Origin of the sequence: Lacticaseibacillus styriensis (assembly GCF_030770295.1) — a bacterium.
GTDB lineage: Bacteria > Bacillota > Bacilli > Lactobacillales > Lactobacillaceae > Lacticaseibacillus > Lacticaseibacillus casei.
Map to the genome: position 1 here is coordinate 1,960,305 of NZ_CP132483.1, position 11,995 is coordinate 1,972,299.

At 49.8% G+C, this 11,995-nt stretch carries 10 protein-coding genes; 4 read left to right on the top strand and 6 right to left on the bottom strand.

Features of this window, described 5'->3' with window-relative positions:
• Positions 1-57: 57 nt before the first annotated feature.
• From LACSTY_RS09390 to LACSTY_RS09405, 4 genes are all read right to left on the bottom strand, one after another.
• Positions 58-1,467 carry a C69 family dipeptidase gene (locus LACSTY_RS09390; RefSeq protein WP_087912446.1) on the bottom strand — a complete coding sequence of 470 codons (1,410 nt, stop codon included), beginning with the start codon at positions 1,465-1,467 and terminating at the stop codon, positions 58-60.
• A gap of 221 nt (positions 1,468-1,688) precedes the next feature.
• Positions 1,689-2,165 carry an acyl-CoA thioesterase gene (locus tag LACSTY_RS09395; protein WP_025013450.1) on the bottom strand — a complete coding sequence of 159 codons (477 nt, stop codon included), beginning with the start codon at positions 2,163-2,165 and terminating at the stop codon, positions 1,689-1,691.
• A 5-nt stretch (positions 2,166-2,170) separates the two neighbouring features.
• Positions 2,171-4,462 carry an RNA polymerase recycling motor HelD gene (gene helD, locus LACSTY_RS09400; RefSeq protein WP_087912447.1) on the bottom strand — a complete coding sequence of 764 codons (2,292 nt, stop codon included), beginning with the start codon at positions 4,460-4,462 and terminating at the stop codon, positions 2,171-2,173.
• A 95-nt stretch (positions 4,463-4,557) separates the two neighbouring features.
• The gene (locus tag LACSTY_RS09405; protein WP_047105674.1) at positions 4,558-4,755 is read right to left on the bottom strand and encodes a hypothetical protein; all 198 of its coding nucleotides are present in this window, start codon (positions 4,753-4,755) and stop codon (positions 4,558-4,560) included.
• 71 nt (positions 4,756-4,826) lie between these two features.
• Between LACSTY_RS09405 and LACSTY_RS09410 the strand changes: the two genes are divergently transcribed.
• The 3 genes from LACSTY_RS09410 to LACSTY_RS09420 all read left to right on the top strand — a co-directional run bounded on the left by LACSTY_RS09410 (position 4,827) and on the right by LACSTY_RS09420 (position 8,547).
• Complete coding sequence (locus LACSTY_RS09410; protein WP_087912448.1) at positions 4,827-6,656, top strand: monovalent cation:proton antiporter family protein; 1,830 nt, start codon at positions 4,827-4,829, stop codon at positions 6,654-6,656.
• Between the two features lie 467 nt (positions 6,657-7,123).
• The gene (locus tag LACSTY_RS09415; protein ID WP_087912449.1) at positions 7,124-8,029 is read left to right on the top strand and encodes a proline-specific peptidase family protein; all 906 of its coding nucleotides are present in this window, start codon (positions 7,124-7,126) and stop codon (positions 8,027-8,029) included.
• Between the two features lie 56 nt (positions 8,030-8,085).
• Entirely contained in the window at positions 8,086-8,547 is a 462-nt protein-coding gene (locus LACSTY_RS09420) for a DUF8821 family protein (protein ID WP_087912450.1), read from the top strand.
• 100 nt (positions 8,548-8,647) lie between these two features.
• On the opposite strand, the gene LACSTY_RS09425 is transcribed toward LACSTY_RS09420, so the two are convergent.
• Both LACSTY_RS09425 and hemH read right to left on the bottom strand, forming a co-directional pair.
• Positions 8,648-10,000 (bottom strand): Nramp family divalent metal transporter, encoded by a 1,353-nt coding sequence (locus tag LACSTY_RS09425; protein ID WP_087912451.1) that lies wholly within the window; start codon positions 9,998-10,000, stop codon positions 8,648-8,650.
• Entirely contained in the window at positions 9,987-10,955 is a 969-nt protein-coding gene (gene hemH, locus LACSTY_RS09430; protein ID WP_087912452.1) for a ferrochelatase, read from the bottom strand. Before hemH ends, LACSTY_RS09425 begins: the two co-directional genes overlap by 14 nt.
• Before the next feature lie 160 nt (positions 10,956-11,115).
• Here hemH and LACSTY_RS09435 point away from each other — a divergent pair, with 160 nt between their 5' ends.
• Positions 11,116-11,781: a histidine phosphatase family protein gene (locus LACSTY_RS09435; protein ID WP_010491473.1), complete on the top strand. Its 666-nt coding sequence runs from the start codon at positions 11,116-11,118 to the stop codon at positions 11,779-11,781.
• Positions 11,782-11,995 lie beyond the last annotated feature (214 nt).

Genomic DNA, 11,995 nt, shown 5'->3' on the forward strand with positions numbered 1-11,995 from the left:
TAAGTCTAAAGCAAAATAAAAAGCGCCCGAACCCGAGCGCTTTTTTGCTGCCAATCATTAATCGTGCAAGGTAAACTGCAATTTCATCTTCGGTGCCGCAGCTGCGACCATTTGTCCCAGTAGCTCGTTGCTGTTAGCCATGGCCAAATCAGCCATTTGTTCGTTTGCTGTGGTCAGGTGTTCGCGGATGTTTTTGGCATCCTGAACCGCCTTGTCGGTTTGCAGTTGCAGATGGCGACAAGCCGCAACGGTCTTTTGTTCAAAGACGTCTTCCTGATCCTTGAACAAAGAGAAGTCGTAATCGCCAAACGTTGCCAGCAGGTTGCTCAGCCAGTAAATTTTGGAAACATCGAATTGATCGCCGGTGTCGCGATAAGCCGCTGGTGTGTCATTCACGTTGGCATAAAACGGCACAACGGCATTGAATGTATTGGGCCCAAATGCCAGCCAGTGAATGCCGGCGACTGCAGCTGGCACGTCATTTCGGATCTGCAAAATGTGGAGTTCCTGATTGCGGTTAATACCGATCGGCCGATACAACTTTTTCTGCGCTGGCGTGCCGGTCGTGCCGTAAACATCGTAAGGCGTATTTTCGTAATGTGAGCTTTCGACAAACTTGACGTCCTCGATGCTGATCTTTTTGGAGGTGCGGCAGATGAACGGCAGGTCCTGATCAATCGGGGTGGTGTCGAATTCCGGATTGAAGTACTTTTGGCCGTACCATGCCCGTGGATTGTTGTAGCGGGTGTCTTTGATGGTGGCTGAGCCGAAAATGTGCCGCAAATTGTAGCCTTCCGCGTCCGGATTGAGGTGATACGTCTCGATCAAGTCACGCAAATCCGCGCTGCTCATCGTGTCATCGCTGGTAAAATCAAAATCAGTGATGTTGAACCGGTTCGGGGCGATCACGTAGGCATCGTCCGGAATCCGAATTGCTGCCCAGTGATGGCCGCCGATGCTTTCGAAGTACCAGACTTCATCTTTGTCAGCAAACGCAATACCGTTGCTTTCATAAGTGCCATATTGCTGAAGGAGACTCCCCAAGCGCTGAACGCCTTCGCGTGCGCTATGAATATACGGCAACACGATGGTCGGCATGTCTTCTTCGCCAATTCCTGCCGGCACTAGAGGATCAACGCCCAAAATCCGGCTGTTGGTCGTGATCGTCTCAGTTGACGTCATCGCCACATTGTCGCTATTAATCCCGGCAGCAGCCCAAATGCCGTGACCATCTTCAGCTTCCGGTGTGGACGTATAGCCCAACGGATCAGCAGGCAGGTCAATCGAAAACTTGCTAAGCACGGAATGATACTGACGCGGCTGATCTTCAGGTTTGACATAGACAAACTTTTGCGGATGCAACGGTGATTCGCCGTCTTCGTTACGCGCAATAATCGTCGAGCCGTCAATCGAAGCTTTTTTACCTACTAACACCGTGGTACACGAACCGACATAACGTTTTGCCAAAATAATCGTCCTTCTTTCAAAATAGTCTCGTCTGCACAACGCCCACAAGCTTGATTTAAAGTTAACTTTACCGCGCAAAAATGGGTTTGCCAATAGTTGGCAGGAAACCTAGGTAAACAAAATCGCCTGTTTGAGATGATTGCTCTCAGAACAGGCGATTAATATTTTAATTAGAAATTTGTTTTCAGGCGGATTCGGAGTTTGGCACGGCGTCTGTCAAACTAATCCAAAGGCACCTCACCAAAACTAGCATTAATCTTGCGATAGTCCGCACGCCGCTCATCGTAACCCGCTAACAACCGCTTTTCGAAATCCGACTCTGCTTCAAGCGCTGGCAGCGGGCCATCTTCTTTATGGCGCGCCACGAACGTTGCAAAAGCCGTACCGACTTGAAACCGTTCGCCGGTCGCCAGATGTTCGCCAATTAAATGAATAAACACTTCCAGCGACCGGTGCCCCACGCCACTGACCATACACTTAATTATCAGCGCATCCCCTAAAGTGACCGGTGCATCCAACCGCACCATGTCAAGCGAACCGGTCGCCAACCCGCGACGGCCTAATCGCTGCGCCGCAATCGAACTGACATCATCAATCCAGGTAAAAATCTGGCCGCCAAACAGTGTCTTGTGGGCATTTAACATGCCGGGAAAGACCCGATAACTCGAAACTGCCAAAGTGTCACGCATCTTAACCATCAACTTTACCCCCGCTCATACAGATCTGCCGGAACCTTATCCAACAACGGTGTGACATCCGGGCTGGCAAGCATCGTCAGCCGGTGCATCGCCCGAGACGCGACCGTATATAGTAATTCCCGCTCGTCTTCTTCGTGGTAGTTCGCCGCGTTGACCTGCCAAAGGACCACGGCATCGAATTCAAGTCCCTTAGCCAGGAAACTCGGTACCACAATCACGCCGGCTGCTAACCGCTGATTTTCGGACTTGATGAGCGTCACTTTAATGCCCGCCGCTTTCATCTGGTCGTAAATTGCCTCGGCATCCTCGAGCGTTTTGGCAATGACCGCGGTTGTCTGCTTGGCTTCATTGTTTACTTTTAGCTGCTCCTTAAGCGCCGTCATCAGTCCCGCTTCGTCAGGCCGCACGACCAACTTAGGCAACGGTCCTTGGCGATTGAAGGCCACGATTTTCTGCCCCGAGGTCAAAATGGCTTTGGTGAAGTCCGTCACCTGCTTGGTTGACCGATAACTTTGCGTCAATTGCACGACCCGGGTCTTCTCCGGATCAAACAACTTGCTGGTTTCGTTGATCAGCGTCCGTGAATCATCCTTGGTGAAAATGGCCTGATTCAGATCGCCTAACAACGTAAACTTGGCGCGTGGAAAACTGTCCTTAAGGTAAGCCAGCTGATACGGCGTGTAATCCTGAATTTCATCGACAAACACATACCGCATCTCGCGCTCGCCATGCCGGCCGGTGATCAAGTCGTAAAGATGCAGGTACGGCGTTGCATCGGCCATTGGCAACTGCCGCTGCTTGAACACGTCAATGAAGTGATCGACTTCCGCCTGCCATTCATCTTCGGAAATGCCTTCTGCCGCTAAATCATAAATCGCCGGCACTTCCCGCAAAAAGCTGACGTACTGGCCGCGAATGTTGATGAAACGATTCCGGACAATATCCTGCTGAATCTCGTCAAACCCCTTCATGACTAACTGCCGCGCAAAAAAGCGATATTCATCATCGCTATTTTTAAATTCTTTCGGGCCATCCTGTTGCATCGAGCGAATCGTTTCGTCGCTTAAATTCTGCACCGCTTCTTGAACCCACTGTGCCTTGGTTTCGGATTCAATTTTCCGATTCAGCATTTTGATCAACCGCTCTTTAGTGGCGTTCAGGCGATTGCCCATATGATAATTTTCGTTGTAACTATAAAAAATTTCACGGATACGCTTGCGGGAAAAGAACACTTCGCCGCGGAAGCGAATATCCCGGAAGCGCAAGCCGGAACGTTCTAGGCTGGTAGCGTATGTTTTGGCCGCATTGAAGAAATCCAGGCTACCTTTGACGCGGGCGATTTTCTTTTGCACCGGCGTCAATTGTTGCTCGAACTGGGAAAAGAGATTTTGGACGTCAATGTGCGGCAATCGGCGCGTGACATATTGGTAGTAGGTGAACTGAACCATGTTCTGCTCGCCTAATTCCGGCAACACATTGCTGATGTAGTCGGAAAAAAGCTGGTTCGGGCTAAACATAATCACCTGGCTGCTGGTCAGATTGCCGCGGTACCGATAAAGCAGATACGCGACCCGCTGCAAAACGGCGCTGGTTTTACCGGAACCGGCAGCACCTTGCACAAACAGCAAATCGGCTTTGGTGTCACGGATGATCTGGTTTTGTTCGCGCTGAATGGTGGTGACGATGGTTTTCATCTGCGTATCGGACTTCTCGCCCAACACTTCCAGCAACATTTGATCGCCGATGGTCTCGGTGGTATCAAACATGGTCTGAATCTGACCGTTTTTAATCACAAATTGCCGTTTCAAAGAGACATTGACCTGTTGCGGCCCGTCCGGCGTTTGGTAAGTGACCTTGCCCAAACCGCCATCATAGTAGATGGAACTGATCGGCGCCCGCCAGTCATAAATGAGAAACTTGCCAGCCTCATTGGTAAATGAACCAAGGCCAATGTAGATTGTTTCCGGCTTTTCCTGGCCTTCCTGAAAATCAATCCGGGCAAAGTACGGATTGCCCAACAATCGTTTGACAGTTGCAAGTTGCTGAGCGCTTTGCTTCCATGCATTGGTGCGCTCATCAAGCACGCGTTGCTGTTGTTGGATCGAAGCAGCCGTTTCAATGGTTTCCGCGTCATTACTGAAGTTGAGGGAAAAATCATTGAAGAAGTTGTCGCTAATGCTTTTCTCTTCAGTCTTGGTCTTGGCCATCTCGTTTGAAAGCCGAACCTCAGCACCGGAGAGCTCCTTCATGATGCCATCTAAATGTTGCTGCTCTTTAGCCTGCTCATTCTCGACCACGCCATCATCTCCTTAACGGTTATCAAATAATCGTTATAACATCTTATCACTTATGAGCCTGCGCCGCAAAAGCGACATTCACCTAATATCAGGTTTTATTTTAACTTTCCGCGCAACAACGGCGTCCATGCTTCGAGCACATACCCTACTGCCAGGCCGATGGCGACGCCTAGTAAAATGCGTTTGAACGGCAGGCTGATGAGTAGACCGACTAAGACGCAAGTACCAACAATGACGGCCCTACGATTGAAGAAAGATTTTCCTTGACGTGGCGGCTTTTGATTTTGTATCATACGCATTCCTTTCATTTATCCATACTTTTCGTTACGATTGACTCATCCATTATCGCTGATCGGAGGTCATTATGGAATCTATTTCACTTTTAATTGTCTTGACAGCTGCTCTGGTAACCCCGCTGTTCATGGCGCATTTTCACATTAATAGTATCCCGACTGCGGTAGCCGAGATTCTAGTTGGTATTGTATTAGGCAAAAGCCTCTTGGGGTGGGTGCACACCGGCGGCAATGTACAGTCGTTGAGCGAACTCGGTGTCACCATCCTGATTTTCCTGTCCGGGATGGAAATCGATTTTTCCTTATTCAAGCCTCAGCCTAAGACGACAAAAGGACCGCAGCCAGCCAATCCCGTGATACTTGCTGCAGTGGGATTTGCGACGGTAGTGCTGCTCAGCCTTGGCTTTAGCTACCTGCTGCAATTGATTCATTTCTTTAGCTATCCGATTTTTGCGACCATCCTTTTTACAACGATCGCACTCGGCGTTGTCATTGCGGCGTTAAAAGAAAAAGAACTGCTGCACCAACCGCTTGGCCAAACGATTTTGTTGATTGCAGCTTTAGGCGAAGTGATTCCTCTTATTAGCTTGACGATATACTCCGCCGTGAATGGCAGTAGCGACAGCAATCTTTGGCTGCTGCTGTTACTGTTGCTGGCAGCTTTGGTGTTGTTGGCGCGATTCAAACGGGTCTACAGCTTTTTTGCAGCGATCGATAAAAGCACCACGCAACTTGACATTCGCCTAGCCTTCTTCTTAGTCTTCACCTTAGTCACGATTGCTTCACAAGTCGGGGCTGAATCTATTTTAGGGGCTTTTCTTGCCGGGATGGTGATGAAGCTGCTCGGACCGCGACAGGAAACCCAAGATAAGCTGACATCCATTGGCTACGGGTTCTTTATCCCGATTTTCTTCATCGTCACCGGCGCCAATCTGAATTTAAAGGCCTTAATTGCCGATCCTAAAAGCCTCTCATTGATTCCCTTAGTTCTAGTCGGCTTCTTTATCACCAAAATTGGCCTCTACCCGGTATTGCGCCGCCGTTTCAAGGTATCAAATGCATTGGCCGGTACTTTCTTATCAAGTGCTACCATTACGTTGGTGATCCCGACGTTAACCGTTGGCCGCAACCTTGGCATTGTGACGGAACAGCAATCGGGCGCCTTCACGCTGGCGGCTGTGATTGCCTGTGTCAGTGGTCCGATTCTGTTCAATCGCCTTTTCAAACCGGAGCCGGAAACATTCAAAAAAACGCGCGTCACTTTTATCGGTGGCAATCTGTTGACCGTCCCAATCGCCCAACATCTAAGTTCGGACCGATATGACGTCCAACTGTTTACCGATAAGGCGGAAAACTTCCGCACCTATAATTCTGAAGTCGCCATCTCTCTAGCCGATTATCAGGAAGATGCACTGAAGGCGGCTGGCGCTTTTGACTGTGACATCATCGTGCTCGGTGATTTCGACGCAGACACCAACTACGCACTTGCCAAAATGGCACTCGCCCAAAAGGTGCCGCGTATCATTGCCCGGTTTGCCGCCAAGGATGCCACTACTGATCGGTATGATCGCTTGCGGGACGAAGGCGTCGAAGTCTTCAATGCGCTTGACGCCAACATCGCCCTTCTCCGCAGCCTGATCGAAACGCCGTCGACGCTGCAGATTCTAGACGATACGATTGCCGGAATTTACGAAGTGACCATCCGCAACTCGCGCTTTGCCGGTCTCGAACTCAAGAACCTGCCATTCATCGACGACATCACCGTCAGCCAGATCTACCGCAACAAAAAGTTCATCGCTCCGCACGGCGACACCCAGCTGCATCTTGGCGATCACCTCATCTTCTCTGGCGACAAACACTTGATTCGCAACATTCGGACACAGGTGGAAAAGCTTAACTAAATCGTTGAGGCATCATTTTTCTTGAACGATATAGAAAAGCTTAGGCAATAAGTTCCTTGCCGCGCCAAACTCCGCAATCTCCGGCCAGCTGAGGGCTGGCGACCGCGAAGCTAGAGTGGTGGGCACGACTTCGAGCCCGCAAAGTACGCGGTCTCGAAGCTCGGCCTCATTGTAGGCGGTAAACCGCCAACAATGATTTCACAGCTGAGCCCCATCTGGCCTCCGATTGCTCCGCTTTGGCACTCCTATTTTAACAACCTTAACAAGTTTCCTCCGGCGAACGAAAAGTAAACAGACGCGCAAGATCCGCCATTGTTCGTGCGCACATGTTGTTTTTTATGTTGCAACAGTGAATTGTGAACCAACCTAAAGGCGCATACCTTTTGCCATCCGACAACCATTTTCAATCAGGCTTTCGCTTCCTGACGTGGTACAATGAGATTATTCTTAGAAAAAAAGGTGATCAAATGAAACAAGGAACAACGATCCTGACCTTAGACAACGGCTACCACCTGTGGACTAACACGCAAGGCAAAGGCGATATTCATCTGCTGTGCCTGCATGGCGGCCCTGGTGGCACCCACGAATACTGGGAGAATTTTGGCGAAGAGCTCGCTGATCTCGGTGTTCAAGTGCATATGTACGATCAGCTCGGATCGTTTTATTCGGATCAGCCTGACTATTCCGATCCGGAAATTGCCAAAAAGTACCTCACCACGGATTATTTCTTGGGTGAAGTCGAAGAGGTGCGCAAGAAGCTGGGCTTGGATCATTTTTACTTAATCGGTCAAAGCTGGGGCGGCGCGTTGACTCAACTATATGCGCTGAAATACGGCCAGCATCTTAAGGGTGCCATCATTTCCTCAATGGTGGATAACATCAATGAGTACGTGGAGCACATCAACTTGGTTCGCGAAGAGGCATTGCCACCTTCAGCCGTTAAATACATGAAGAAAATCGAAAAAGCTGGCAAATGGGACGATCCGCAATATCAAAAATATGTCGATGTCCTTAACCGCGAGTATGTTGATCGCAAGCAGCCGCCTGCTATTTCCCATTTAATTAGCACCATGGCAACACCGGTTTATAACGCTTTTCAAGGCGATAACGAATTCGTTGTCACTGGCAAGCTGAAGGACTGGGACATCAGCGACCAAATCCATAACATCAAGGTACCGACGCTGCTGACATTTGGCGAACACGAAACCATGCCGCTAAAAGCTGCGCAACGCATGGCCGAGGTCATTCCGCATGCGCGTCTGGTCACCACTCCTAATGGCGGTCACCATCACATGATCGACAATGCACCGGTTTACTTTAAGCACCTGAAGCAGTTCATTTCCGATGTTGAAAACGGCACTTTCAATGACTAGTTGTAAAAAGTGGTTTGCCATCTGCGGCACCGCTTTTTATATAAAGGAGCTTTCTGATGGCCTATACCGTTGATTTTAAAACCGTCAGTACGACTGGCCTCGAAAGTTCGCCTGTCGCCCAATCGCTAGCTGGTTTACGTGCCAATGAAGCGCGCTACATTTGGAACAAATTCAAAGTGCCTTATGTGACGTATCCGATTGCAGCCAGGCCGGACAGTCTTGCTTGGCTGCAAACGATTTTAGCCGAACGGGCGTTGACTTTTGCGGCCAAGCCGCTGGAAATCTGCGACTTGGCATTGCCCGACATGCGCTGGGTCGAAGCCTATTATCAAGACGGACTTGTTGTTAATGTCATGTATTCGTTAACGGACCCGAAAAAACGGGCAGTCGGCTTCAAACTCAGTGAGGGCATGGCTGTTCCTGATGAACTCGCCGGTAAGTTCAAGTTTGCCCGCCAAAAATCAAAACTTGCCGGCACGATTCGCGGTTCCTTTTTCGTGATCAAAGGCAGTTACTGAATTTATCGTCAACTGCTTCACAATCATTTAATGCAAAAAACGCTTGCTGCCAGTAGCTTGAAAATTCAAGCTGCTTGGACAGCAAGCGTTTTTAATTGGATCACGGCACAAAGACGGACACGATCAGTTGCAGATTGAGCAACGTGATCAACCCAGTCAGCAAATACCCGACCCAGCGGACTCCTGGGGAATTGACGTGATCCCCCATCAAATCGCTCCGATCGGTTAAGGCGACTAAGGGAAAAAGCGTAAACGGCAGCGCGATGCTTAAGGCCACCTGCGCATAGACAATCACCTGTTCAAAGTTGTGCTCGCTAAACCCCATGATGAAGCCAATGATCATGATTGGAATCAAGGTCACTGCCCGCGTCAGCAAGCGTCGTTCCCACAGTGGCATCTGAATGTTAAGGTAGCCTTCCATCACAATCTGCCCGGCTAAGGTGCTAGCAATCGAGCTAATTAATCCGGTAATCAGTAAGGCAAACGCGAACATGGTGCTCATGATCGGACTGGCAAGACCGCCGACAATGGCCGGATTTTTCAAACCGTTATACACACCTTGAAATGCCGTCACGTGGCCACCAACGCCATAAAACAGCGTCGCACCTAACACCAGCAACAACGCATTGATCAAGAACGCCGCCACGAGATGCACGTTGGAGTCCCACTTGCCAAACCGCAGCGCCTCGGTCACCTGCGCCGGAATATGTTCATCGTACCTGCGACTTTGCGCCAACGAGGAATGCAGGTAAATATTGTGCGGCATAATCGTCGCGCCCATAATCCCGAGGCTAAGCACCAGCATCCCGTGATTCGTTAAAATCTCCGCACGCGGTACAAAGCCCCCAACGATCCCGCCGACTGACGGATGCGCCCGCAGCACCTCGATGCCGAAAATAATGCCCACAGTCAAAATCGAGACCAACACGATCAGTTCAATGCGCCGAATGCCAAAACGCAAGAAGAACAAAACAACCAGCACATCGGCAATTGTCAGCAACATCCCCCACATCAAAGGCAGCCCGAACAGCAACTTCAGCGCAATCGCAGTGCCCACAACGCCGGTCATATCCGTCGCCATCATCGCCGCTTCATTAATCAACCACAGGCAAATGCGCGCCCATTTTGGCACAAAGGCCGCAATCGCCTGCGCCAGATCCAGCCGCGCGACAACCCCGAGCTTGATCGACAGACTCTGCATAAACATCGCAACTAAAATCGTCATCAACAACACTGACAACAACGCATCATGGTATTTACTGCCACCTTCCAACGCTGTCAGCCAGTTCCCCGGATCCATGTAGCCAACCGCTACCAGCGCACCGGGACCGCTATAAGCCAGAAACTTTTGGAAAAAAGAAGTTTCGTAAACGCCCGGCACCTGCACACTGCGATTAATGTCATCTAGACTGCGCTTGGCCTGTTGCGCCCGCAGTCGGTCATCTTGTTTCATCGTCTTGGGCCTCCGCTGCAACTTTTTCCTTTGCAAGCGATGCCAGTAAATCACAAAACGGTGCACACCCATTCATCGGTCGCACTGATTTAAAGACTTTGCCGCCATTAGCCCGAAATGTCTGGTAGTTTTGAACGTCATTTTCTTCTAGGGTCTCCAGACAATCTGCCACAAAGCTCGGCGTGGTCACCAGTACCCGCCGCTTGCCCAACGCCGCTAACGCCATCAAACGGTTGCGCAAATAAGGTTTTAACCACGGGACCGGGCCAAATTTGGACTGGTAACACATTTCGACCTTCTCCTGTGGTACTTTCTTTAAATAGCGTTTAACGCCTGCAGTCGTGGCTTCACAGGCTTGCTGATAAGGATCACCGTGGCGCACCATGGATGTTGGAATCCCGTGGTAACTCAGGATCACGGTGTCATAGTCATCTTGGCTGTAGGCGTCGTCTAGCTGTTTCGCCAGCAATTGCAAATAAGCCGTCTGATCATAGAATTGATCAATGACCAGCGTCTTAACCCCGGACGCTGCCACTTTGTCTAAAATGGTCTTCGTCGTGCTTTGCGTATACTCGGGAAACAACGGAATGACCACAATCGGATGATCCCCGCGCGCCGCCATATTCTGCAACGTCTCGCCAATGGGGTATTCACCGCCATAAGTCATCGCCATTTGAACATCCCAATCCGGCAACTTCTTTCGCAAACGATCGCGTGTCACCTGGGTATAAGCAATCAGCGGTGACCCGGCTTTGGTCCATTCATGCTGATAAAAGGTCGCTGATCGCCAACTGCGAAAAGGCAGAATGAAACCGCGTAAAATCGGTTGCCACAACATTTTAGGCATCGTGATGACATTCTGATCACTTAAGAATTCCTGCAAATACCGGCGCACATCCCGCGTACTCGGCGAAACCGGCGAACCCAGATTTACAATTAACAACCCTGTTGCCATTTTACTGCCCCCATCATGCGTCAAAATCATAAATTAAGAATAACACAGTGCGCGTTCTTCTGAGGGCGTTTTCTTGCCTATAACCATTCGTTCAAAGCTAACCTCCTCGTGTTTCTATGCTAAACTATCTTTAGAAGTAAACTTTCGAGGAGGCAGCAGGATGGCTACGAAGGGTATTACCGTTTATCTGGTGCGTCACGGCCAAACATGGTTCAATCATTTCAATAAAATGCAAGGTTGGTGCGATTCACCACTGACCGAAAACGGGGTCAAAGACGGCACTAACACTGGTATTATTTTGCGCAATGTCGCGTTCACCCATGCTTATTGCAGTGACACGATGCGGGCAACGCGAACGGCTGATTTGATTTTAAGCAAGAATGTAACCGGCAAGATTCCGCTGACAGTCACGCCATTTTTCCGGGAGCAGTTTTATGGCTATTTTGAAGGCGAGGATTCCGGTCAGACTTGGTACATGGTCGGCTTTCCGCATGGGGCAAAAACGTATCCGGAGATTCTGGAACAATATGGCGTCGATGCCTCAAAGGACTTCATGCACGATGCCGATCCATTCCATGAAGCCGAAGACGCGCGGACTTACTGGACCCGACTTATGAAAGGCTTCCGCCAGTTGCGGTCTGAAAACAAAGAAGGCGACAAGGTGCTCATGGTCAGCCACGGCACCACCATCCGCAGCATTGTCGATAAGTTCGGCAAAAATGACGGCTTCGTGGTCACCGATTCGCCGCGTAATGGGTCGATTAGCAAGATTCTGCTGACCGACACGGGAATTAAAATCTTGAGTTATAACGAGTTTGAGGCTTGATTGTTCCTTGTCTTGCCAAACTCTGCAATCTCCAGCCCCATCTAGCATATGGTTGCTCAGCCTTGGTATTACGTCCATCATTATTCACCAATGTTTCTAAATGCAACGAGGACTTTACTTTATTTCAACTTAAACATCAAAAAAGACCACATATCAGTTCTGGTGTGTGATCTTTTTTCTTACTATTTCTTGTTTTGACGCGTACCCAACAACA